This window comes from Flexivirga sp. B27 (assembly GCF_052905685.1).
Map to the genome: position 1 here is coordinate 107,705 of NZ_JBPYUM010000002.1, position 23,907 is coordinate 131,611.

A 23,907-nucleotide genomic window follows, 5' to 3' on the forward strand; every position below is an offset into this window, starting at 1 on the left:
ATGAATACCGGGTATACACCGATCGGGGGACCGTCGTATGTCGATCAAGCACAGCCTGCTCGCGCTGCTCCAGAGCGGCCCGATGTATGGCGCGCAGCTGCGCCAGGAGTTCGAGCACCGCACGGGGGGCACGTGGCCGCTGAACGTCGGGCAGGTCTACACGACTCTCGGGCGCCTGGAGCGTGACGGACTGGTCGAGACCGCGGGCATGGCCGACGAGGAAGGCCGCATCGCCTACCAACTCACCGGTGCGGGTGAGAACGAGGTGCTGCAGTGGTGGAGCGCTCCGGTCGGTCGTGAGCAGACACCGCGCAACGAGCTGGCGATCAAGCTCGCACTCGCCGTCACGTTGCCGGGAGTCGACGTGGAACGCATCGTGCAGACCCAGCGCACCGCCACGATGACGCACCTGCGCGACCTCACCCGGCTCAAGCGAGGCGCCGACGGCGAGGACCTCGCCTGGGAGCTGGTGCTCGAGTCGCTGATCTTCGCCGACGAGGCCGAGGTGCGCTGGCTGGACCACGTGGAGGCGAGGATCAGCCGCATCACCCCTACCCGGGCGAAAGCTTCGCGGACGGCGCCCGGCGCCACCGCGGAGAAGCCCGCAGCGCATGAGGGGGTGACGCGATGAGTGTGCGGCCCACGCTGGTCCTGGACGACGTCGATCGCACGCACGGCAGCGGCGAGACGGCGGTGCACGCACTGCGTGGCGTGAGCCTGACGGTGTCCGCAGGCGAGCTGGTCGCGGTCATGGGGCCGAGTGGCTCCGGCAAGTCGACGCTGCTCAACGTCGCCGGCGGCCTGGATGCTCCGACCGGCGGCAAGGTGCTGGTCGACGGCCATGATCTGCACGCGTTGACCCGGCCGCGGCTGGATGCGTTGCGGCGTCGGGCGATGGGCTTCGTCTTCCAGGATCTCAATCTGATCCCGTCGCTGACCGCGATCGAAAACGTCTCTCTGCCAATGGAATTGGACGGCGTGAGTCTGAAGAGGGCACGCGCGGCAGCTCGTGACGCACTCGGAAAGGTCGGCATACTCGAGCTCGCCGACCGCTTCCCAGAGCACCTGTCCGGGGGTCAGCAGCAGCGCGCAGCCATCGCCCGCGCCCTCGTCGGCGAACGGCGCCTCGTGCTCGCGGACGAACCCACCGGCGCGCTCGACTCCACGACCGGCGACGCGGTCCTGCGCACTCTGCGCGACCAGTGCGACGACGGAGCGGCCGGCCTGCTGGTGACGCACGAGTCGCGGCACGCGGCGTGGGCCGACCGGGTGATCTTCCTGCGCGACGGCGTGGTCGTCGACGCGACAGGTGAGGCGGCGACTCCCGAGTCGCTGCTGGAGGTCTGACATGGGCAGCTCGGGGGAGCTCGCATCGGACCGACTCCGAGGCTCAGGGGGCCTCGGAGGGTATGTCGGGGGCTGGCGAGTCTCGTTGCGGCTCGCCGCCCGCGACATACACAAACATCGAGGCCGGGCTGTGTTGGTGGTGCTGCTGATCGGGCTGCCGTTGCTGCTCGTCTCGGGTGCGGCGACATTCGCCTTCACCAAGGACGTCAACGGTGCCGAGGGCATCAGCCGCACGATGGGCTCGAGTCAAGCGCTGCTGACGAATGCCGGCGAATTCGGCAACGGCGTGGTCACCCAGTCTGCCGACGCGAGAAGTTGGAGCGGGGGAGCCGGTGCTCGTTCGGCGTTGCACTTTGATGGCCGGCCGAAGACCCCTGACGCGACCGACATCCAGCAGGTCACCGGTGGCTCTGTCCTCCCGGTGACCGAGCGGGTTCGTCGCGTCCAGGTCGGCGATCGCCGGTTGCAGGCCGCGTTCCTCGGCATTGACGGTCGACAGCGGGCGTATGCCGGGATGGCCACGCTAACCAGCGGGCACTGGCCGACGAACACGCACCAGGCGCTGGTGTCCCGATCAGGTGCGGGACACGGGATCCCCACCGGCGGCACGCTGACCGTCGTCGGTCCCGACGGGCGCAGCACCAAGCTGACAGTTGTCGGTCGCGTCGAGACGCCGAACGCGCAGGATGTGGTGACCCTGCCGAGAGCCGGCGCGAGCACGTGGCTGCTCGAACGCAGCGCTCCCGTCCAGTGGCCGGAGGTCAAGCACCTCAATCGCTACGGGTTGGCAGTCGCGAGTCGCGCCGTCATCCACGACCCGGGACAAGCAGAGTCCGACCCGAGCACTGACGGGATGGGCTACACCGCGGTCCCGCCCGTCGTGTGGGTCCTGCTGGGCGTCGGACTCGTCATCGTGATCGCCATGCTCGCCGGCCCCGCATTCGCGGCCAGCGGCGCGCGCCACCGGCGTGCACTTGCGCAACTGGCGAGCAACGGGGCGACCAAGCAGCAGCTACGCAAGTATGTGCTGGCCCAAGCACTGCTGCTCGGTGCGCTCGCGGCGTTGCTCTCGATCGTGCTGGGCGCTGTCCTCGGTGCTGCCGCGGCGAAACTCTACGGGCACTGGTCGGCGACGTCCGCGACGCCGGGCCCGGTCGAATTGCGTTGGGGCTGGGGCATATTGCTCTTCGCGGTCGCCGTCGTCGCCGCACTGATCGCGGCTTTCATCCCCGCTGTCGCGGCAGCGCGGGTCAACCTGATCGCGGTCCTGCGCGGACACGTGTCCGCGGCGAAGGTGCGGGCCGGCTGGCCGTTGCTGGGGCTGCTGCTCGCGGTGGCCGGCGGCGTCATCCTGACCGTGACTCTCGTCGGCAGTGGGATCAACGCGCAGCGGCTGTCCCTGCCGCTGCTGGCCGGCACCATCGTCGGCACGGTCGCGCTCTTCGCCGGCACGCTGATGACCGCGCCGTGGCTGCTGAGCCGGCTCGGCATGCTCGCCCGGCATCTTCCGTTGGCCTTCCGGATCGCCGCACGCGATGTCGGCCGGCAACGCGGTCGGGCCGTCGCGACGGTCGGTGCGATCCTGGCGACCGTCGCCGCGCTGACGACACTGTCCATCGCGTTCGCCACGTCCGCGCGCGCCAATGCGGAGGCCTACCAGCCGTCGCTTCGTGCGGGTGACGGTCTGGTGTCGGTGATGACAGGCGGCACGAAGGAGGCGGACGTCGCGGCGAAGGTCGTGCGGAGCGCCATACCCGATGCCACGGTGATGCCGTTGCGCACACTGCGGGCCAAGGCGACCGATGCTTCCGTCGGTGCGTTGCTGGCCGGGTCGCCGGAGCAGCTTGCGCACGTCTTCCGGCTCGATGCACGTGACGTTGCGGCGCTGCGTGACGGGGACGTGCTGCTGTCCAAGGACGTGCCGGGCTCGTCGGCCGGCACGCTGCGACTCACCGCGCGAGGGAAGGACGAGGCGAAGGCCGGGTCGGTCACCGTGTCCACGCAGCGATCGGCGCAGCGCCATTTCCGGACGGTCCCGACGAAGCCGGACGCCTACAGCAGCTTCGGGTCCGGTGTCGAGGCCGGCGCACTGGTGTCGACCCGGGCCGCGAGGCCCATCCCCGGCGGCAGCGTCGTGCGGCAGGTCATCGTCCGGGTGCCGGGCGGCATCTCCGACACCGACGAGCGGGCAGTCAACGAACGGCTGGACGCCAACAGTTTCCTGTACGTCGAGCGCGGACCCGACACCGCAGGAGCGTGGCTCTACTGGCTGATCGCGGGTGTCTTCGGTCTGCTGGTCCTCGTGGCGACGCTGACGTCGACGGCGTTGTCGAACGCCGAATCCCGGCCGGACAGTGCAACATTCGCATCCTTGGGTGCGCCGGCGTCCCTGCGACGGCGCATCGCCGGAGCGAACGCCGCCGTGGTCGGCTTCTTCGGCGCGCTGCTCGGCCTTGCCGTCGGTGCCGTGGCGGGTGTTGCCGTGAGCCACCCCGTGAGTCTGGTGACCAACCAGAACTCCCACCACACCGTCACCGCCATACCGTGGACGCCGCTGCTGGTGGTGGTGATCGGCGTGCCGTTGCTCGCCGCAGCGCTGGCGGCGGTCGTGACGAGGGGACGCGTGCCGATGACCCGGCGAGTCACCTGAGATTTCCGACAGGCCCCTCGTTTGCCCAGGGGACCGCCGATTCGGGCTCCTCTCCCGCGAAATCGGGGGTCCGCTCGACGATCGACGGGCCTCTCGGCAAAGGGGTGGCCGTGAGAGTGGCGGCGACATCCGCGTGAGTTCGATCACGTACTCGCCGGTATCCCTGGGGCCAACCTGTCCGAACGCTGGCCGGGCTACTAGCATCCGACCTGGACAACGAGGTCCCGGACACGCCGTCCGTCGGCGGGCACGGCGACCTTCATCCCTTCAGAAGTTCATCACGAATCAATGAGGGGGCCTGCCTCGTACCGCACGTCGACGCCGTAGGGCGCCCGGCCGGTCCGCGGGGTCGACTCCCGGGACGAGGACGGATTCCGCGTGGATCTTTTCGAATATCAGGCGCGCGACATGTTCGAGGCGCACGGTGTGCCGGTGCTCGCCGGCAAGACCGCCACGACGCCGGAGCAGGCCGAGCAGGCCGCTGCCGAGATCGGGGCCAAGTCCGGCGGCGTGACCGTCGTCAAGGCTCAGGTCAAGACGGGCGGCCGAGGCAAGGCCGGTGGCGTCAAGGTCGCCAAGTCGGCAGAGGAAGCGCGTGAACTCGCGGGTCAGATCCTCGGCATGGACATCAAGGGCCACACCGTCGGCACCGTGATGATCGCCCAGGGCGCGGACATCAAGGAGGAGTACTACTTCTCCGTGCTGCTCGACCGGGCCAACCGTCGTTACCTTGCGATGTGCAGCAAGGAGGGCGGCATGGAGATCGAGCAGCTGGCCGTCGAGCGCCCCGAGGCGCTCGCGCGAGTCGCCGTCGACCCCAACGTCGGCATCGACGGGGCGAAGGCCAAGGAGATCGTCGACGAGGCCGGCTTCGACGCCGAGCTCGGCGCGAAGATCGCCCCGGTGCTGCAGAAGCTGTGGGACGTCTACCGCGAGGAGGACGCCACCCTGGTCGAGGTCAACCCGCTGGTGCAGACCGGCGCCGGTGACATCGTCGCCCTGGACGGCAAGGTCACTCTCGACGCCAACGCCGACTTCCGCCACCCCGACCACGCCGCCCTGGAGGACAAGGGCGCCGCGGACCCGCTGGAGGCCAAGGCCAAGGAGAAGGGCCTCAACTACGTCAAGCTCGACGGCCAGGTCGGCATCATCGGCAACGGCGCCGGACTCGTCATGTCCACGCTCGACGTCGTCGCCTACGCCGGTGAGCAGTATGACGTCAAGCCCGCCAACTTCCTGGACATCGGCGGCGGCGCCAACGCGGAGGTGATGGCCGACGGCCTGGACGTCATCCTCGGTGACGAGCAGGTCCGCTCCGTCTTCGTCAACGTCTTCGGCGGCATCACCGCCTGCGACGACGTCGCCAACGGCATCAAGGGCGCCCTGGAGATCCTCGGTGACAACGCGACCAAGCCGCTGGTCGTCCGCCTCGACGGCAACAACGTCGACAAGGGCCGCGCGATCCTGAACGAGCTGAACCACCCGCTGGTGACCCAGGTCGACACGATGGACGGGGCCGCGGCACGGGCCGCCGAGCTCGCCTCCAAGTGATCCGCTGACGGCATACGAAAAAGGAATCTTCAAGAATGTCAATCTTTTTGAACGCTGACAGCAAGATCATCGTGCAGGGCATGACGGGCGGCATGGGCTCCAAGCACACCGCGCTGATGCTCGACGCCGGGTCCAACATCGTCGGCGGTGTCAACGCCCGCAAGGCCGGCACCAAGGCCGAGATCGGCGGCCAGGAGCTGCCCGTCTTCGGCACCGTCAAGGAGGCCATGGAGGCCACCGGCGCCAACGTGTCGGTAGCCTTCGTGCCGCCGAAGTTCGCCAAGGACGCCGCGATCGAGGCCATCGACGCCGAGATCCCGCTGCTGGTCGTCATCACCGAGGGCATCCCGGTGAAGGACTCCGCCGAGTTCTACAACTACTCGATCGGCAAGCAGACCCGGATCATCGGCCCGAACTGCCCCGGCATCATCACGCCGGGCGAGTCGCTGGCCGGCATCACCCCGCACACCATCGCCGGCAAGGGCCCGATCGGGCTGGTGTCCAAGTCGGGCACGTTGACCTACCAGATGATGTACGAGCTGCGTGACTACGGCTTCACCACTGGCATCGGGATCGGCGGTGACCCGGTCATCGGCACCACGCACATCGACGCGCTCGAGGCGTTCGAGGCCGACCCCGACACCAAGGCGATCGTGATGATCGGCGAGATCGGCGGCGACGCCGAGGAGCGCGCCGCGGCATACATCAAGGAGCACGTGACCAAGCCCGTCGTCGGGTATGTCGCGGGCTTCACCGCGCCGGAGGGCAAGACGATGGGCCACGCGGGCGCCATCGTGTCCGGTTCGTCCGGCACCGCCGCGGCGAAGAAGGAAGCCCTCGAGGCGGCCGGTGTGAAGGTCGGCAAGACGCCGTCCGAGACCGCCGAGCTGATGCGGGAGATCCTGAAGTCGCTCTGACCTCTCACTGATCGAGAGGAGCACCAACTGACCGAGAGGCGTAGCAAATCCCCTGGATTTGCTATGCCTCTCGGTCGTTTTCTATGCCTCTCGGTCGTGCAAAGTCGGACGCCTCGTGAGCCACGACGCGCAAGCGCTTCGCAATATGTTGAAGGCGCGTCTGGTCGAGTGACGCCACATCCACACCCCGAATGTTTGCCCCGGAGAAAGGAACATCCGACTTGCTTTCCAATGTGTGAGTCCGAGGAGGAGCCGTCGCCGCATCTGCCGCCGTGCTGTTGTCCGGTGTGGGTGCGGCCCCGGCAGAGGCCGCCGGCGCCGGTGACATCCCCATTGCGGGCACCTTCGCCTACCACGAGTACAACGACTCCTCGGACGCCGTCATCCACGCTGCGATCAACGCGGTGGTGCGCGTTCCCGGCGGCACCGCTGTCTACTACTCGGTGGGCGGCAAGGGTGCCGAGCCGGGTGCCGTGATGCCGGGAAAGGGCCTCGGCACGCCGTACGAGATCACCGCCGCGTGGTCGGTCGCAGCGGTGGACACCAAGGGACTGAAGTACTACCTGCCGCTGTCAGTCGACCGAACGTGCCTGTGCAGCGACGAGTCCGACATCACGGACTACGGCGGCACCACGAAGCCGCTCGTGGGCTGGGCGCTACTACCGCCATTGCCGAACGGCCTGAAGGCCGTCACCATCCGGTTCGGCTACGGCAACCTGATCACTGATGTGCCGGTCACGGACAGCCTGCCGTCACCGACCACGTCGAAGTCGCCTGTCGTGTTGGGCAAGGGCTGGCCGAAGCTGCCCAGCACCGACGAGATCAAGCAGGCAGACGCCAAGTTGTCGATCCGGCCGCTGGTAAGCAACGTCGCGGATCCCGAAACCGCGACGAAGCGGACGGCAGACAAGACTGCCATCTCGGTGGACACCGACGTCCTCTTCGACTATGGCAAGTCCGAGCTGACTGCGAAGGCGAAAGGCACGCTGAAGAAGGTAAGTGCGCAGCTGGACGAGAAGGGCGACGGGGACGTGTCCGTCGTCGGCTACACCGACAGCACCGGCAGCGATTCGTTCAACCAGACACTGTCGGAGAAGCGTGCGGCCGCGGTGCAGAAGGCGCTGGAGAAGCAGGTGCACAAGGACGGGCTGACGTTCAGTTCGTCCGGCAAAGGGGAGGCCGACCCGGTCGCCGACAATGCGACGAAGGAGGGCCGCAAGCTCAATCGGAGAGTGACGGTCACGTTCAAGACAGGCGGCGACCAATGAAGTGCGCAACGCGCATCGCGACCTTGGCCGCGGCTGCCTTGCTGACCGTTTCGGTCTCCGAGTGCAGTGACGATTCATCGTCCGGTCCGTCGTCCTCCGCCGGTAGCTCCACGGGTGCCTCGCCCTCGTCCGGCGGCCAGCATGCGTCGTCCACCCCCTCGGGCGGAAAGGACTCCCCCGGCGTGGACGATGCGATCGCGAAGGTGATGGCTTCGAGCGCCGATATGCCTGCGATTGCCTCGAGCAAGGGCTCGTTGGAGGCAGCTGTGGGCACGTCATCGGTTCGTGCGGAAGTCCTGCAGGTGAAGAGCACCGCGCAGGCGACCCGGGTCATCTGGCGATTGAAGAGCGCCTCGGGGAAATCGGTTGCTACGAACACGTTCCAGCTTTCCCGGCCGCCGCTGTTCGACACCCGGCAACTCGGGATCGTCGATCCCAAGACGAAGAAGACCATCCATCCCTTCACCTACGGAGAGCCTCAGGATCCCGGCTGCGTCTGCAGCACCTTGCCCGACTCCGTCAATGGGGACGGTGTGGTGCTGTATGCCGTGCTGCCGCCACTCCCGTCCGGTACGTCGTTGGTCAATGTCACGCTGCCGGGATTCAAGACCATGACTGGTGTGCAGTTGACGTCTTCGTGAGACAGGTCGTAGCGGCCACGGCCCGCCTATGACGCGAGAAGCGCCAGGACGCTGCCACCGATCATGAACGGGCCGAAAGCGATGTAGGTCTCGCGCGTCGCGCGGCGGCTGATGAGCAGCCCGGCAGCCCACAGGCCGCCGAGGATGAAACCGGCGAGGGTGCCGCCCAGCACGCTCGACCACGAGAACCAGCCGAGCAGGACGCCGAGTCCGACGGCGAGTTTCACGTCGCCGAGCCCGAGTCCTGCGCCACCGCGCGAGACCAGCAAGAGGATCAGGTATGCCGCCCCGAGCGCGAGCCCGGCCAGCACCGAGCGGAGCAGCGCGAACCAGTCTCCGGTCGCAACGCTGGCCGCAGCCGCGATGACGACCGCGACCGGTGCGAGTCGGAAGGTGAGGGCGTCCGGTAGGCGGTGCACATCCAGGTCGATCGCAGCGAGGGCTGCCAGCAGCGGCAGGCACACGCAGTAGGCGAACGCGACACCGGCGTTGTGCGCCTCGGTCAGCGCGCGCCCGAGGAGCAGCGCCGCCAGCGGCACGGCGATGGTCACCCACAGGTGGCCACGTCGTGGTGTGTCCACTTCGTCGTCGCGGCGATACTTCCCGGTGCGCAGGGCCCGGCGCAGCAGGATCCCGACGGGGACGCCGAGGCAGCCGACGATGGCGCCCGCGAGCCAGGGATTCATGTGTCCACCTCGTGTGTAGTCGACCGAGAGGCGGTCGCCCCGCCGGACCCGAACGTGATCTTCCCCACGGAGTCCCCTCTCTGGGCATTGTGTATCGCGCACTGAGGGTAGCCGCCGGAACGGTGACCGATGGATCTGTGGGAGCGGCTGTGGACAAGCTCCGATCGCAGGTTCTCCGGCGTGCCTGCCGGACGAGCGCACCGTGGGCGGCGACCATGGACCACAACATGAGCCTTCTTGATCGCGTGCGCACCAACCTGCCGTCTGCGCTGGCCTCGTCGGACGAGCCCCGGGACTGGCGTCAGCTGTCCATTGCTGCCGGCTACGGCTCGGTCGGCGCCGTCACGCTCGGGCTGGTGCTGATCCTGCCGGTGATGGTGGCATGGGCGGCCGACGCGCAGAGCACTGCGACGTGGACGGACGCGCTGAGCTTCGCCGGTGACGGTTGGGCACTCGCGCATCGCGGCCATGTGTCGGTCGCGGCCGGTGCTACGCACAGCGTGACCTTTGCCCCGCTGGTGCTGACCGGTCTTGCCGTGCTGTTCGCCCGGATGGGCGCCAAGGCGATGCTCACCCACCTGTCCGGACGGGGCGGCGCGTGGTGGGAAGGCCCCGCGGCATACATCGGCGGGTATGTCGCCACCGGCCTGGTCATCTGCGGCCTCGCGCTGAGCGGTCCGGCGCATCCGAATCTGCTGACGGTGCTGCCGGGGGCACTTGTGGTCGGCTTCGCGGGGTGCACGTGGGCACTGCTGCGCAGCGACGAACCAGTCGCGGAGCAGGCGAAAACCATGCTGGACCAACGCATCTCGCTCTCGACCCGCCGTGCTCTGCGTCCTGCGGCCGAGGCCGTGCTGGGCTATCTCGCCGTCGGCCTGGTGATCGTGCTGCTGCTGGTGCTGACCCATGCTGCACAGATCGGGGATCTCAACGGCCAACTCGAGCCGGGGATCCTCGGTGGCGTCGTGCTGTGGGTCGGGCAACTGGCCGCACTGCCCAACCTGCTGTTGTGGTCGGCCGGTTGGACCACCGGAGCAGCCATGCAGATCGGTGCGGTGAGCGTCGGTAGCACCTCGGTGCACGGTGGCCTGCTGCCGATGATCCCTGTGCTCGGTGCCGTTCCTGACGCGGGAGCCCTGCCGACCGGGACCGTCATCGCGCCGCTGATCCCGGTGGCGCTCGGCGCGTTCGTCGGTTATCGGTCACTGGCCAACCTCACGACATACGCGTCGCTGAAGACCAAGGCCACCACTGCCGCGCAGGCCGTCGGCATGACGGTGGCCATCGTGCTGCTGCTGACCTGGCTGTCGACGGCCGGGGTCAGTGGTGGGTCGCTGGACTACATCGGCCCGTCGTTGTTGCTCGTGCCGCTGTTGGTGGTCGAGTTGTTGCTCGGGGCGCTGGTGGCGACGCTGTTCCTGCACTGGAAGCGCGCGCTGCGCCGCTGAGGCCGCAGCCGGCACATCGTGTCCTGCGAGCCGAACGTCGGGTGCCACTGATTCACGGTCCGCACGCCCTCCCATAGTGTGGTCGTCGTGACCGCGGCCCCCACTTCCGAGCCCGTACCCGTTGTTGTGCTCGTCTCCGGCTCGGGGACGCTGCTGCAGGCGCTCCTGGATGCCGCGCAGGACCCGGCATACGGCGTGCGGATCGCGGCCGTGGGTGCCGACCGGTCCGACATCGAGGGTCTTGCCCGTGCCGAACGCGCCGGCGTGCCGACATTCGTGTCTCGGGTGTGTGACTTCGACAGCCGTGACGCATGGGATGCCGCACTGACCGAGCAGGTGGCCGCGCACGCACCGCAGCTGGTCATCTCGGCGGGCTTTCTGAAGCTGGTGGGGGAGCGGTTCCTGGCCGAGTTCGGCGGGCGCTACCTCAACAGTCACAACGCGTTGTTGCCGAGCTTTCCCGGCATACACGGCCCGCGCGATGCGCTGGAGTATGGCGTAAAGCTCGCCGGCGCAACGCTTTTCGTCGTCGATGCCGGTGTCGACACCGGCGCGATCGTCGCGCAGTGTGCCGTGCCCGTGGAGGACGACGACACCGTCGACACCCTGACCGAGCGGATCAAGGAGGCCGAGCGCCCGCAGCTCGTGGAGTGGGTCGGTCGGATGGCGCGTGACGGTTTCGCCGTGGACGGGCGCCGGGTGCGCGTCGGCTCACGCTGATCGAGTAGCGACCGAGGAACGAGGGAGCGTATCGAGATCGAGTGCGCTCGGAGGACCCGTTAGGCTTTCCCCACACGACTGGCGCAGGTGGGTAACCACCAGGGAGTGGAAGTCGCGTGCATCGCCCGCCTGGGTGCGCGCAGGAACTGCCAACCCTCGCAAGGAGAGTCATGTCCGACCAGCAAGGTCGCCGTCCGATCAAGCGCGCACTCGTCTCCGTCTACGACAAGACCGGTCTGGAGGACCTCGCCCGCGGCCTGCACGCCGCCGGGGTCGAGCTGGTCTCCACCGGTGGCTCGGCCGCTCTCATCGAGAAGGCCGGCATCCCCGTCACGAAGGTCGAGGACCTGACCGGCTTCCCGGAGTGCCTCGACGGCCGGGTCAAGACGCTGCACCCGAAGGTCCACGCCGGCATCCTCGCCGACACCCGGATCCCCGAACACCTCTCGCAGCTGGGCGAATTGGGCGTCGCGCCGTTCGAGCTCGTCGTCTCCAACCTCTACCCGTTCCGCGAGACGGTCGCTTCCGGCGCGACCCCGGACGAGTGCATCGAGCAGATCGACATCGGCGGCCCGTCGATGGTGCGCGCCGCCGCGAAGAACCACCCCAGCGTCGCGATCGTCACCTCGCCCGACTCGTATGCCGCAACTCTCGAGGCCGTTGCTGCCGGCGGCTACACTCTTGATGAGCGAAAGCTGTTGGCAGCGCAGGCTTTCCAGCACACCGCCGACTACGACAACACCGTCGCCAACTGGCTGAGCAACGTGTATGTCGACACCAGCGACGGCACCGGTTTCCCGAGCTGGTCGGGCGCGACCTTCGACAAGGCCCAGGACCTGCGGTATGGCGAGAACCCCCACCAGGGTGCCGCGCTCTACCGGCACTGGCGCCCCGGCATTGCTTCCGCCGAGCAGCTCTTCGGCAAGGCGATGTCCTACAACAACTACGTCGATGCCGACGCGGCGGTGCAGGCGGCATACGACCACGGCGACCAGCCGACCGTCGCTGTCATCAAGCACGCGAATCCTTGTGGCATTGCTGTTGGTTCGGACATCGCGGACGCTCACCGCAAGGCGCACGCATGTGACCCGATGTCGGCCTTCGGCGGCGTGATCGCCACCAACCGGCCGGTGACCGTGGAGATGGCCGAGACCGTGAAGGACATCTTCACCGAGGTCGTCGTCGCCCCGGACTTCGAGCCGGGCGTGGTCGAGATCTTGAGCAAGCGCAAGGCGATCCGGCTGCTGAAGCTGTCCTCGGAAGACGCCCAGCAGCGTGACCCGGTCCAGATTCGGCCGATCAGCGGCGGCATGCTCATGCAGCGGATCGACAAGGTCGACGCGGTTGTCAAGGACGACGACGGCAACGTCACCGGCGGCGACGACGCCGCCAACTGGCGACTCGTGTCCGGTGCGGCCGCGGACGACGCCACGCTCGCCGACCTGCAGTTCGCGTGGCGCGCCATACGAGCAGTGAAGTCCAACGCGATCCTGCTCGCGTCCGGCGGTGCCTCGGTCGGCGTCGGCATGGGCCAGGTCAACCGGGTCGACTCCTGCCACCTCGCGGTCAACCGCGCCGGCGAGGAGCGGGCTCGTGGCTCGGTCGCCGCATCGGACGCGTTCTTCCCCTTCCCGGACGGGTTGCAGGTGCTCATTGACGCGGGGGTCAAAGCCGTTGTCGCGCCCGGTGGTTCGATGCGTGACCAGGCAGTAATCGACGCGGCCGAGGAGGCCGGCATCACGATGTACTTCACCGGCACGCGGCACTTCGCACACTGAGGCTTTGTCGTGGGCCGAGAGTTCGCTCTCGGCCTACGACCCCAGCCTCAATGGCTGAGCCCTTTCGCTGCGCTCCTCCTCTGACGGACCCGCCGTGGAATCCCTACGGTGAGTCCCTACTGCCGCGGGATGCCTACTTGTGCGAGGCGGCTTCGACCTTGCGCAACCGTGCCACCAGCGTCTTCAGCAGTGCCGCGGCGATGTCACCGTCGCCGCGCACGAGCGGCATGAAGGCCATCGGGGAGAGCGCGAACGTCTCGACGCCGTCGGGGCCGGCGGTGATCGTGGCCGAGCGCGCAGCACCGTCGATCATCGAGAGCTCGCCGACGTAGTCGCCGACGCCGATCTGACCGCGCTCCTCGTCGCCGACGACGACAGTGGCGGAACCCTGGAGCACGACCCGCAGCCCGCTGTCCTTCGCGCCCTCGGTGATCACCTTGGATCCCGGGCCGCTGCGGAACGTCGACCCGCTCTCGGCGATCTGCGAGATCGCTGCCGGGCTGAGGCCGGCGAACAGGTCGATGCCTGCGAGGATCTGCTTCAACTGAGAGCTTGCCATGGATGAACCCCTTGAGAAATGAACGATTGACGCCCGTGCGGTGACCGGGCCAACTTAGCAGCGCGGCGGCGGTTGCGCGGGTCGGATCGCGAACCGCAGTTGCAACCTCGACTGTGACCTGGCCCGCGACCTCGACTGTCACCGCGAGCTCGACCGTGGACGGGCGAGGTCCGGAAATTCGGTGGCGCCCCACGATAGGTTCGACACGTGGTGACGTGTGCACGATGCGGGGCGAATCTGACCGAGGGTGCTCGGTTCTGTGCCTCCTGCGGTGCCGCGGTGGCGCACGGCGATCTGCAGGCGCCGGTCCGCAAGCACGTGGTCATCCTCTTCTGCGACATAGTCGGCTCGACGAGCCTCGGTGAGTTCGCCGATCCGGAGGCGTTGCGCGAGCGCCTCGCGCGCTATTTCGATGCCGTGTCCAGGGCCATCTGGGAGCAGGGCGGCACTGTCGAGAAGTTCATCGGCGACGCAGTCATGGCGGTCTTCGGTGTCCCCAACACTCGCGAGGACGACGCCATCCGGGCGGTGCGCTCGGCGAGCGCCATACACGAAGCAGTGGCGGGCCTGTCCGCACACGGTGAGCGGGACGATCAGCAGCTGCACGTGCGGATCGGGGTCAACTCCGGCGAGGTGTTTGTGACGCATCAGCCGGACGGGCAGTTCTCGGTCACCGGCGACGCGGTTAACACGGCGCAGCGGCTGGAGGCAGCTGCGGGCACCGACGAGACCTATATCGGCGACATCGTCGCCGAGCTCGTCCGGGACGAGATCGTGCTCGACGAGGTGGGGGAGATCGTGCACAAGGGCCGCACCATCGCGCAGCGGGTCTTCCAGGTCGCGCCCGATCAGAACCGCGCCCTCACCGTCCGCGAGCCGGCCTTCGTCGGCCGCGAGGTCGAGCTGGCCGACCTGGCTGCGCTCGCCGACCGGTCGGCTGCCCGCAGACAGGGCTGGCTGCTGACGTATGTCGGCGACCCGGGCATCGGCAAGTCGCGGCTGGTGCGCCAGTTCGCGAGTGGTCGCGAGGATCGCCTGCGGGTGATCGCCGGAGGGTGCGACGCGATGAGCACCGGCGCCTTTGCGCCGCTGGCCGGCTGGCTGGCGAGTCTGGCCGACGACTGGCAGCTGTATGTCGAGCAGCTGCTCGGGGACGAGTCGACGGCTGTCCTGCAGCGCCTGCGCTCCGCGGTCGGTATGTCGGACGCGCAGACCTCGACCGAGGATGTCGTCTGGGCTGCGCAGGCAGTGCTGGCCGCGATGTGTGCGACCTCGCCGGTGGCGTCGGTGTGGGACGACCTGCACTGGGCGACCGCGACACAGCTCGATTTCATCGGCCGACTGGCGGCGGCGTGCCGGGCGCTCCCGGTGCTGACGATCTGCCTCGCCCGGCCGGAGCTCTTCGATGTCGACGAGGCGTGGGGTGGTGGCCGCAAGGCTCGTGTCGAGGACGTCGAGCCGCTCGAATACGACGACATGCTGGCGTTGGCCGCTGAGCGAATCGCCTTGCAAACAGGGGATATTGCCGTCACCGCAGAGGATCTCGTCGACCGGGCCGACGGCAACCCGCAGGTGGTGCAACTGCTCGCCCAGTCGGCCGCAGCCGGCGGCGCATTGCCCGCGTCGGTCACGCAGCTCTACGAAGCCGCATTGGACCGGTTGGGCGCCGAGGAGCGCTCGATGGTCGAAGCCGCAGCGGTCTACGGGCGACGGTTCCTGGCCGAGCCGGTGAGCGCAGTTGCCGGCGTGACCGATGCCGCCGCGGTGCTCGACCGGCTCCGGGACCGCAACGTGTTCGAGCTCGCCTCCGACGGCGACTACCGCTTCGCGCAGACGGCCTTCATGCAGACGGCCTATCGCACGATGTCCAAACGCACTCGCATCACACGGCATTCGGCGTTGGCCGACTGGGTCGGCGAGCATCGGGACACGGTGCGGACGGACTCGGTCGCACTGATCGCGTCGCACCGGCAGCGTGCGTTCGCCCTGCTCGAGGAGATCGAGGGTTCACCGGCGGAGCGCACCGCGTTGCAGGGTATGGCGGCCGACGCGGCGTTGGAGTCGCTGCTGGCGATGCAGCTGCGCGGTGACCCGGGGATGCCGGACGCCGTCGAGCGACTGCTCGACGTGCTGCCGGTGGGTGATGATCGGCATTTCGAGGCAGCGCATGCCGGCTGCGACCTGCGCACCAGGGTGGAGCCGGCTCGGTGGAACCGTTGGCTCGATCGGCTCGACGACGCCATGGGTGACGACCCCACCTGGCAGATCATGCGGTGGGCACCACGCAGCCTGGCGGCGGTGCGCAGTGGCGATGTGGGTCTGGAGCAGACTCGTGAGGAGAGTCTGGAGATCCTCGACCTGCTGGGCGAGTTGGACGAGGTCGACCCGCTGGCCGTCGACATCGTCTGCAACCTGCTGGCACAGGCCGAAGCCGACCTGGGCAACTTCGCCGCGTGTCACCAGGAGTGCCTGGCCGGCATCGCTCGTGCGCGGCAGCATGGTCGCACCGCGATCGAGCGCCGGTGGCGCAGTTTCGACATACAGGCGGCATACATCGGGCAGACGCCGTTGCCCGAGGTGATCGCCGATGCGCGGACGCTGCAGGAGATGGTGTCCGGTCAGCGGCAGCTGTGGCGTACGGCGACAGCGGTGCTGGCCGGTGCGCTGGCCAGCACCGGTGACCTGGGCGGGGCACGGTCGTTGTGGCACGAGCTGACGAACTCCTACGCAGAGGAATCGCCGGCGGAGCGTGCCTTCGAGCTGCAGCACTATCCCCAGCTGCTGCTGGCGGAGGGGCGCCCGCAGGATGCCGCGCGATACTCGGCGCAGCGCGCGAGCGAGGTGGAGCTGACCAGCTTCGCAGCCGCGCTCTTCGGAGTCGCGGCGCGTGACGCCATCTTCGCCGGCGACTTGGCCTACGCCGTCGAGTGCTGCAGGCAGCTGCTGACCGTCGAGTTGCCGCCGATGCAGGCCTATCTGGAGGACTCCAACTCCGCCTACATGATCGCCGTCCAGTGTGCGCTGCGCGGTGATCGGATCGGCGCCATGCGGCAGGTGGAGATCAGTGCACGGGTGGATCGTCCCGACGAAAGCCCGATGGATGCGGCCGCCATGCATACGATGACTGCGATCATCGAGCGGCTGCTCGGTGACGACGTCGCCTCGGCCGCGGCGGCCGACCTGGCCAGGGAGACGTTGACCGCCAAGGGGGCGACGGCGCTGGTGCCGCAAGTCGACACCTGGGTCGGCAATGCCGACAAACTGCGTGACAGCGCTGCATGAAGACGCTGCAGGGCTTCGCCGACGTGGTGGCCAGGTGGTGGCCGGAATCGTGAGGGATGAGGGGTTGGCTGTATGACGACATGTGCTCGGTGCGGCGCGGAGTTGCCGGGGGAGGCGCGCTTCTGCCTGTCGTGCGGCGCGGCGGTGGCGCAGGGTGGCCTGCAGGCACCCGCGCGCAAGCACGTGGTGATCCTCTTCTGCGACATCGTGGGTTCGACGACGTTGGGGGAGGCAGCCGACCCGGAATCGTTGCGGGAGAGGCTTGCTCGCTATTTCGACGCAGTCTCCAAGGCGATCTGGGAGCAGGGCGGCACGGTCGAGAAGTTCATCGGGGACGCGGTCATGGCGGTCTTCGGTGTCCCGAGCACTCGCGAGGACGACGCGGTCCGGGCGGTGCGTGCCGCGCGCGGCATACACGATGCGGTTGGCGAGCTCTCCCGGCAGTTCGAGGCCGAGATCGGTGTCGGGCTGCACGTCCGCATCGGCGTCAACTCCGGTGAGGTCTTCGTGACGCATCAGCCGGACGGGCAGTTCTCGGTGACCGGTGATGCGGTCAACACGGCGCAGCGGCTGGAGGCAGCGGCAGGCACCGACGAGACGTATGTCGGCGACACTGTGGCCGAGTTGGTGCGGGACGAGATCGTGCTCGACGATGTCGGCGAGATCCTGCACAAGGGCAAAACCGTGCCGCAGCAGGTGTTTCGGGTGGCAGCCGACCAGGATCGAGTGGTCCAGGTGCACGAGCCGGAGTTCGTCGGGCGGGCGGCGGAGCTGGCCGATCTTGACGCCCTCGCCGATCGTTCGGAACAGCGCAAGGACGGCTGGCTGCTCACTTATGTCGGTGACCCCGGCATCGGCAAGTCGCGCCTGATCCGTCAGTTCGCGCAGGGTCGTGCGGACCAGCTGCAGGTCGTCGCCGGCGGGTGCGATGCGATGAACACCGGTGCGTTCGCACCACTTGCGAGCTGGTTGAGCAGCCTCGACACCGACTGGCAGGCGTACGTCGGGCAACTGCTCGGGGACGAGTCGTCGGCCGTCCTGCAGCGCCTGCGGTCAGCAGTCGGTCTGTCCGACGCGCAGACTTCCGTCGAGGACGTTGTGTGGGCTGTGCACGAGGTCCTCGACGCGATGTGTGCGACCTCGCCGGTCGCGTCGGTATGGGACGACCTGCACTGGGCGACCGCGGCGCAGCTGGACTTCATCGGTCGGACAGCGGAGGCCAGCCGTGGCCTGCCGGTGCTGACGATCTGCCTCGCCCGGCCGGAACTCTTCGACATCGATGCGCGCTGGGGCGGCGGTCGCAAGTCGCGTGTCGAGGACGTGGTGCCGCTGGCCGCCGACGAGCTGTATGCCGTTGCGGCCGAAGCGATCTCGGCGCAGCGCCGGGACACCGGAGGCGCCACCGATTCGGGCGCTGACGCCGAGCTGGATCAGCTCGTCTCGCGTGCCGACGGCAACCCGCAGGTGCTCCAGTTGCTCGCCCAGTCCGCCGCGGCAGGTGAGGGGCTGCCGGCGTCGGTGAGCCAGCTCTACGAAGCCGCACTCGACCGGCTCACCGTCGACGAGCGTGCCGTGGCGGAGGTTGCGGCGGTCTACGGCCGGCGTTTCCCACTTGCGCCGGTCGTCGACGTCGCGGGCGTAGCGCAACCGGACGCCGCCGTCGGACGGCTGCGGGGCCGCAACGTCTTCGAGGTCGCGGACGGGGGTGACTACCGCTTCGCACAGGCGGTGTTCCAGCAGACCGCTTATCGAACGATGCCGAAACGCACTCGCATCACTCGGCATTCGGCGCTCGCGGACTGGCTGTCGCAGCATGGTGACAATGTTGCTGCGGACACGGTCGCACTCGTTGCGGCGCATCGTCGGCGGGCCTACGAGTTGTTGCAGGAGATCGACGGACCGGCCGACGAACGGCGGTCCTTGCGGGAGGCAGCCGCGGACGCGGCGATGGATCTGCTGCGAGCGCAACAACTTCGCGGTGATCCGGCGATGCCAGACTCCATCGATGCACTGCTCGGGCTCTTGCCGCCCGATGACCCGCGGCATTTCGAGGTCGCCTATGCGGTCGGGATCGTACGCAACAGCGGTGGCTCGATCGAGCGCTGGGAGGGCTGGTTGGACCTGCTCGACGAAGCGATGGCCCAGGACCCGACCTGGCAGTCGGTCGCAATTGTGCCGCGCCACCTGATCGACATACGAACCGGCGGGCTCACCCTGGCCGACGCCCGCGCGGAGGCGTCGACGATGGTGGACAAGCTCCGGGCACAACCGCAGGCAGATCCTTTCGCCGTGGAGCTTGCAGCCGTCTACCTGAGCCAGGTCGAGGCGGACCTGGGCAATCTGAGCGCATGCCGAGAGCTCTGCCGCGATGGTGTGCGCGCCAGCAGGGCGGCACAGCGGACGGCGCAACAGCGGGTCTGGCTCAATTTGGACCTGCAGATCTCCTACGCCGGCAATGCACCGCTGGACGAAGTCATCGACGCTGCCCGGAAGCTGCAGGTCGTGGTCTCCGGAAACCGCGGCTTGTGGGGCACCACGACCGCCGTGCTCGCAGTCGCACTCGCGACCACCGGCCGGTTCGACGACGCACAACGACAGTGGGCGCTGCACGAGAAGGCGTTCCGCGGCGTCGCCCGTGCGGAGACCCGTTACGACCTGCAGCATTACCACCGGACGCTGGTTGCCGCGGGCAAGCTCAGCGAGGCGGCCGAGTTCGCGAGCGACCTCGGTCGGGAGGTGGCCGAGAGTGGCACCGCCATGGCCTACGCGGCGGCGCTGCGTGCTTCGGCGGCTCGGTGGGCGCTGTTCGCCGGCGATCTGATGACGGCCCGGGTCCAGGTGACGGAGGCGCTCGCGCTCGACCTCCCAGAGGCGCTCGGCTGGGTCCGTGCCAACGTCCGATCGCTCACGGCGGCGGTTGACCACGCACTCGACGGTGACCGCGCGGGCGCCTTCGAGCAGCTTGAGATCAGTTCGCGGGTTGATCGACCGGACGAGAGTCTCGTCGATGCGGGACTCCTCCAGGTCGGCACGGCGATCGTGGAGCACCTGCTCGGCGACGACACGGCCTCGCAGACAGCGGTCGACGCGGCCAAGGATGCCTTCGAGCGAAAAGGCGCGACCGCGCTGTGCGACCAGGTGGACAGCTGGGTTGGCAACGCCGACAAGCTGCGGCGATGAGCGCGCCACTCCTTGGTCTCGATACGCTCCTTCGTCGCTACCCTTCGATACGCCGCTCGTACCTCGCGGCTACTCAGGGCGGCGCTCGACGGCGTGAACGTCTGGAAGAATGACTCATCGTGATCACCTGTTGGCGTTGCGGCCACGAGTCGCCTGCTGGGACGAAGTTCTGTCCCAACTGCGGGGCGCCGCTCGCACAGGGAGGTCTGCAGGCGCCCGTGCGCAAGCACGTCGTCATACTCTTCGTCGACATTGTCGGCTCCACCAGCCTGGGCGAGGCGCTCGACCCTGAAGCATTGCGCGCCAGCCTGGCGCGCTATTTCGACGCCATCTCCCGCATCGTGTGGAAATACGGCGGCACCGTCGAGAAGTTCATCGGCGACGCGGTGATGGCCGTCTTCGGCGTCCCCGCGACGCGGGAGGACGACGCGCTGCGAGCGGTGTCGGCCGCGACCGACATACACGAGGCGATGCGCGAGCTGTCCAAGCGGATGCAGGCGCGCCTCGGGCAGCGCTTGCGGGTCCGCATCGGCGTCAACTCCGGTGAGGTCTTCGTGACGCATCAGCCGGACGGGCAGTTCTCGGTCACCGGCGACGCGGTCAACGTCGCGGCACGGCTCGAGTCGGCGGCAGGCCCGGACGAGACCTATGTCGGCGACACCGTCGCCGCGATGGTCGGCACCGAGGTCTCGTTGGACTTCGTCGGGCCGATGACCCACCGCGGCAAGACCGAGCCGCAGGACGTCTACAAGGTCAGTGACCGCGACGCACGCTCCGGCGAGCTGCGGCGCAGTCCCTTCGTCGGCCGGGAGGTCGAGCTGCACGACCTCAGTGTCATCGCCGATCGGTCGCGACGGCTCGGGCAGGGCTGGTTCGTGACGTATGTCGGCGAACCCGGCATCGGCAAGAACCGCATGGTTGCTCACCTGCTGGACCAGCGGGACGGCCTGCGCGTGCTGCGCGGCACGGCGCAGCCGCTGGGCACCGACGGCAACTACGGGCCGCTGAACAAGTTGTTGTCGAGCATCGGCGATGACTGGGCCGACACCGTCACCAAGATGTTCGACGAGCGCACTGCCACGGCGATCATCCGGCGCCTCGAGTCGGCGACGGCTCGCTCGGAGGAGACCACGTCGACCGATGACATCGTCTGGGCGGTGCGCAAGCTGCTGTCCCGCCTCGCGCTCGGTGGCCCGATCGCGGTGTGGTGGAAGGACATTCACTGGGCCAGCGAGCCCATGCTCGACCTGATCGAGCAGTTGATCGAGCCGTTGCTGACCTACCCCGTGCTGACGATCTGCACCACACGGCCGGAGCTCTTCGAGGAACGACCGATGTGGGGCGGCGGCCAGCAGTCCCGCGTCGAGCCGATCGATCCGCTCGAGCCGGACGAGCTGCGCGTCATGGCCGAGGAGCGGATGCCCGAGCTGGAAGCCGCGGCCGCCGAGTCCGGCCGGCCCGTGGACGTGACCCTCGATGCGCTGATCCGCCGCAGTGACGGCAACCCGCAGGTGTTCGAGGTGCTGCTGGAGTGCATGTGCGACGGTGAGGAGCTGCCCGTTTCGGTGCACACCCTCTTCGAGGCGACGCTGGATCGGCTGACGCCGATGGAGCGGGCGTTCTGTGAGGTCGGCTCGATCCTCGGACGCGAGTTCTACGCCGAGGCCGTCGGTCCTGTCCGCACCGCCAATCCCGACCCGGACGACGACGGCAACGACGTGGCGCACCGACTTCGCCAGCTGAACATCCTGGAGCTGGGTGACCAGGACAACTCCGGTTTCACCCGCTACCAGTTCGCGCAGTCGATGCTGATGGAGACCGCCTATCGGACCCAGGCGCGCCAGGTCCGCTCCGAACGCCACCTGCGAGCGGCCGACTGGATCGCCGCACACGCCGACGAGTTGGAAGGCTCCCAGCGCCGCGCGATCGCCGAGCACGTCCGCAAGGCCTACGACGAGATCTCCGTCGTGTCGTCCGACGTCTCCCTCATCGAGAGCGTGCGCGACCGTGCCGCGAAGGCATCCTTCGATGCGGCGGAGGAGCTCGATCTGCGCGGTGAGCCGGGTGCCCGGGCGGCATACCTCTCGCTCACCCCGCTGTATGCCGACGGCGACCCACACCTGCACGACGTCGCGCACCGGGCGTTCATGCGCTCCGACCACGCGGACTTCCCGGAGGTCGAGGAGGTCGTGCAACGCTTCGACAAGAAGCTCGACGAAGCGCCCGCGTGGCTCGTGCAACGCGAAGGCATTCTGCTGGCGGGCAGGTTGCAGACCGCTGCGACCCTTCCGCTGGAAGGCATCGGCGTCGCCACCGAACTCGTCGGTGCGGCAACAGATTTCGACATACCCTCGGTCGCGCTCGACGTCGGCTGGGCACGGGTGATCGCCTACGGACTCGCCGGGCGTATGACGGAGGGGCTCGGCGAGGTCAGTCGGCTGACCGCCCTTGCCGGACGGATCGAGGACCGGCCGGTGCAACGGCGGCTGACGGCAGCGCGGGTCGAATACGGCATGTGGAGCGACGAGTCGGTCAGCCTGGTGCTGGAAGACGTCGACCAGGCGATCACGGCGAGTGCGGCACAACACGACCGGGTGCTCAATCTGCTGCCGCTGCGCGTGTGGTTGCGTGCCATGCAGGGTGATCGCACCGGCGCGACCGCCGACTGGGAGCGGGTCAAGGAGCTGTCCAGCGGTCCGGAATACCTGGCGAGCGAGACCGACCGGTGGGCGATGGCGCTCTACAGCTTCGGCGACGCGGGCGGCGCGGCGGACGCGCTGATCGAAGCGCTGCCGTTGACCGCGCACATCACCCAGCTGGAGAACAGCATGTGGATCGTGCGGATGCTGCTGCGTGTCGGGGACCTCGACGCGGCGCTCGACGCGTTCGACGACGACCCGGAGACTCCGACCCTGGAGGACGACGGCTACGCACCCGGGCTGCGGGAGTCGGTCGCGGCGCAACTGCTCGCTGCGACCGGCAACGGCGAGCTCGCGTTGCAGCGGGTGCGTGAGGCGCGTGCGGCCACCTCCGGTATGTCGATGCCGATCACACTGGCCGAGCAGGCCGTCGACGAGGCCGTCACCCTGCTGCTGCTCGGCGACCGGACGGGTGCGGAGAAGGCCGCCGAGCGCGCGCGGAACGCGTACCGCCGCAAGGGTGCTGACATCATGGCCGAGCATGTCGACGACTGGTTGGCCGCAGCCGAGAAGCTGCGCCGTTAAGCAGGTCGAGCGAAGGTCATGTTGGTCGAGTAGCGAGGAACGAGCGTATCGAGACCACCAGAAGTGGGTCGAGTAGCTCGTGAGGAACGAGCGAAAGTCATGCTGGTCGAGTAGCTCGTGAGGGACGAACGAGCGTATCGAGACCACAAACCCTCGTGGAAGGATGGACATCATGCGCACCGAGACCCGCCAATTCCACACCGGCACAAGGGAAGTCGTCCTCGACATCACCCGCGAGTGCGCAGACTTCGCAGCCGGCGGACCGGATGGACTCCTGCACGTCTTCGTGCCGCACGCGACCGCTGGGATCGCGATCATCGAGACCGGAGCCGGCAGCGACGATGACCTGCTGGCGGCGTTGGGCGATCTGCTGCCCGCCGACGACCGGTGGCAGCACGCACACGGCAGCCGCGGACACGGTCGGTCGCACGTGATGCCGGCACTCATCCCGCCATACGCCACGGTGCCGGTGGTGGGCGGCCGGCTCGCACTGGGCACCTGGCAGAGCATCTGCCTGGTCGACGTCAACATCGACAATCCGGAACGTTCGGTGCGCCTCACCTCGATGCCCGGCTGATCCCCGCTCCGTCCCTGCCGGATCCCTGCCCGATCCCGGCCGGCCGACCAGGTGCCAGCCGTGCGCGGCGCCGCGTGAA

16 protein-coding genes, 1 pseudogene and 1 riboswitch are annotated in these 23,907 nt (G+C 68.4%); of the genes and pseudogenes, 15 read left to right on the forward strand and 2 right to left on the reverse strand.

The window, feature by feature from the left end; genetic code table 11:
- Positions 1-37 precede the first annotated feature (37 nt).
- The 7 genes from ACSZL9_RS09385 (at position 38) to ACSZL9_RS09415 (ending at position 8,374) form a co-directional block, all read left to right on the forward strand.
- Positions 38-631: a PadR family transcriptional regulator gene (locus tag ACSZL9_RS09385; RefSeq protein ID WP_446665228.1), complete on the forward strand. Its 594-nt coding sequence runs from the start codon at positions 38-40 to the stop codon at positions 629-631.
- The gene (locus tag ACSZL9_RS09390) at positions 628-1,347 is read left to right on the forward strand and encodes an ABC transporter ATP-binding protein (RefSeq protein WP_446665229.1); all 720 of its coding nucleotides are present in this window, start codon (positions 628-630) and stop codon (positions 1,345-1,347) included. The genes ACSZL9_RS09385 and ACSZL9_RS09390 overlap by 4 nt, the downstream gene beginning before the upstream one ends.
- Before the next feature lie 136 nt (positions 1,348-1,483).
- Entirely contained in the window at positions 1,484-3,997 is a 2,514-nt protein-coding gene (locus ACSZL9_RS09395; RefSeq protein WP_446665230.1) for an FtsX-like permease family protein, read from the forward strand.
- Positions 3,998-4,375: 378 nt separating this feature from the next.
- Positions 4,376-5,548, forward strand: coding sequence for an ADP-forming succinate--CoA ligase subunit beta (gene sucC, locus ACSZL9_RS09400; protein ID WP_446665231.1), 1,173 nt, complete (start codon positions 4,376-4,378; stop codon positions 5,546-5,548).
- Positions 5,549-5,583: 35 nt separating this feature from the next.
- Positions 5,584-6,465 (forward strand): succinate--CoA ligase subunit alpha, encoded by an 882-nt coding sequence (gene sucD / locus ACSZL9_RS09405; RefSeq protein WP_446665232.1) that lies wholly within the window; start codon positions 5,584-5,586, stop codon positions 6,463-6,465.
- 272 nt (positions 6,466-6,737) lie between these two features.
- Positions 6,738-7,733 (forward strand): OmpA family protein, encoded by a 996-nt coding sequence (locus ACSZL9_RS09410; RefSeq protein WP_446665233.1) that lies wholly within the window; start codon positions 6,738-6,740, stop codon positions 7,731-7,733.
- A 182-nt stretch (positions 7,734-7,915) separates the two neighbouring features.
- Complete coding sequence (locus ACSZL9_RS09415; protein WP_446665234.1) at positions 7,916-8,374, forward strand: hypothetical protein; 459 nt, start codon at positions 7,916-7,918, stop codon at positions 8,372-8,374.
- A 26-nt stretch (positions 8,375-8,400) separates the two neighbouring features.
- Here ACSZL9_RS09415 and ACSZL9_RS09420 read toward each other — a convergent pair whose 3' ends face one another.
- Positions 8,401-9,060 (reverse strand): prepilin peptidase, encoded by a 660-nt coding sequence (locus tag ACSZL9_RS09420; protein ID WP_446665235.1) that lies wholly within the window; start codon positions 9,058-9,060, stop codon positions 8,401-8,403.
- A 227-nt stretch (positions 9,061-9,287) separates the two neighbouring features.
- Between ACSZL9_RS09420 and ACSZL9_RS09425 the strand changes: the two genes are divergently transcribed.
- The 3 genes from ACSZL9_RS09425 to purH all read left to right on the forward strand — a co-directional run bounded on the left by ACSZL9_RS09425 (position 9,288) and on the right by purH (position 13,006).
- Positions 9,288-10,508, forward strand: coding sequence for a cell division protein PerM (locus tag ACSZL9_RS09425; protein ID WP_446665236.1), 1,221 nt, complete (start codon positions 9,288-9,290; stop codon positions 10,506-10,508).
- Between the two features lie 87 nt (positions 10,509-10,595).
- Positions 10,596-11,228 carry a phosphoribosylglycinamide formyltransferase gene (purN, locus tag ACSZL9_RS09430; protein WP_446665237.1) on the forward strand — a complete coding sequence of 211 codons (633 nt, stop codon included), beginning with the start codon at positions 10,596-10,598 and terminating at the stop codon, positions 11,226-11,228.
- 64 nt (positions 11,229-11,292) lie between these two features.
- Positions 11,293-11,370: riboswitch (ZMP/ZTP riboswitch) on the forward strand.
- Positions 11,371-11,398: 28 nt separating this feature from the next.
- Positions 11,399-13,006 carry a bifunctional phosphoribosylaminoimidazolecarboxamide formyltransferase/IMP cyclohydrolase gene (purH, locus tag ACSZL9_RS09435; protein WP_446665238.1) on the forward strand — a complete coding sequence of 536 codons (1,608 nt, stop codon included), beginning with the start codon at positions 11,399-11,401 and terminating at the stop codon, positions 13,004-13,006.
- Between the two features lie 133 nt (positions 13,007-13,139).
- Here the strand turns inward: purH and ACSZL9_RS09440 are convergent, their stop codons facing one another.
- Complete coding sequence (locus ACSZL9_RS09440) at positions 13,140-13,565, reverse strand: cyclic nucleotide-binding domain-containing protein (RefSeq protein ID WP_446665239.1); 426 nt, start codon at positions 13,563-13,565, stop codon at positions 13,140-13,142.
- Positions 13,566-13,844: 279 nt separating this feature from the next.
- Here ACSZL9_RS09440 and ACSZL9_RS09445 point away from each other — a divergent pair, with 279 nt between their 5' ends.
- The 5 genes and pseudogenes from ACSZL9_RS09445 (at position 13,845) to ACSZL9_RS09465 (ending at position 23,828) form a co-directional block, all read left to right on the forward strand.
- Positions 13,845-16,847 (forward strand): adenylate/guanylate cyclase domain-containing protein, encoded by a 3,003-nt coding sequence (locus ACSZL9_RS09445; RefSeq protein ID WP_446665240.1) that lies wholly within the window; start codon positions 13,845-13,847, stop codon positions 16,845-16,847.
- A gap of 72 nt (positions 16,848-16,919) precedes the next feature.
- Positions 16,920-20,027 carry an adenylate/guanylate cyclase domain-containing protein gene (locus tag ACSZL9_RS09450; RefSeq protein ID WP_446665241.1) on the forward strand — a complete coding sequence of 1,036 codons (3,108 nt, stop codon included), beginning with the start codon at positions 16,920-16,922 and terminating at the stop codon, positions 20,025-20,027.
- A gap of 119 nt (positions 20,028-20,146) precedes the next feature.
- Positions 20,147-20,215: pseudogene (locus tag ACSZL9_RS09455) on the forward strand (zinc-ribbon domain-containing protein); the annotation flags it as partial.
- Positions 20,216-20,245: 30 nt separating this feature from the next.
- Positions 20,246-23,251: an adenylate/guanylate cyclase domain-containing protein gene (locus ACSZL9_RS09460; RefSeq protein ID WP_446665786.1), complete on the forward strand. Its 3,006-nt coding sequence runs from the start codon at positions 20,246-20,248 to the stop codon at positions 23,249-23,251.
- A 172-nt stretch (positions 23,252-23,423) separates the two neighbouring features.
- Positions 23,424-23,828, forward strand: coding sequence for a YjbQ family protein (locus ACSZL9_RS09465; protein ID WP_446665242.1), 405 nt, complete (start codon positions 23,424-23,426; stop codon positions 23,826-23,828).
- The last annotated feature ends 79 nt before the right edge of the window (positions 23,829-23,907 follow it).

Coding starts and splice junctions, on each gene's coding strand:
- ACSZL9_RS09390 (WP_446665229.1), top strand. CDS start 628: ATGAGTGTGCGGCCCACGCTGGTCCTGGACGACGTCGATCGCACGCAC.
- ACSZL9_RS09420 (WP_446665235.1), bottom strand. CDS start 9,060: ATGAATCCCTGGCTCGCGGGCGCCATCGTCGGCTGCCTCGGCGTCCCC.
- purH (WP_446665238.1), top strand. CDS start 11,399: ATGTCCGACCAGCAAGGTCGCCGTCCGATCAAGCGCGCACTCGTCTCC.
- sucD (WP_446665232.1), top strand. CDS start 5,584: ATGTCAATCTTTTTGAACGCTGACAGCAAGATCATCGTGCAGGGCATG.
- ACSZL9_RS09440 (WP_446665239.1), bottom strand. CDS start 13,565: ATGGCAAGCTCTCAGTTGAAGCAGATCCTCGCAGGCATCGACCTGTTC.
- ACSZL9_RS09450 (WP_446665241.1), top strand. CDS start 16,920: ATGACGACATGTGCTCGGTGCGGCGCGGAGTTGCCGGGGGAGGCGCGC.
- ACSZL9_RS09425 (WP_446665236.1), top strand. CDS start 9,288: ATGAGCCTTCTTGATCGCGTGCGCACCAACCTGCCGTCTGCGCTGGCC.
- ACSZL9_RS09385 (WP_446665228.1), top strand. CDS start 38: ATGTCGATCAAGCACAGCCTGCTCGCGCTGCTCCAGAGCGGCCCGATG.
- ACSZL9_RS09465 (WP_446665242.1), top strand. CDS start 23,424: ATGCGCACCGAGACCCGCCAATTCCACACCGGCACAAGGGAAGTCGTC.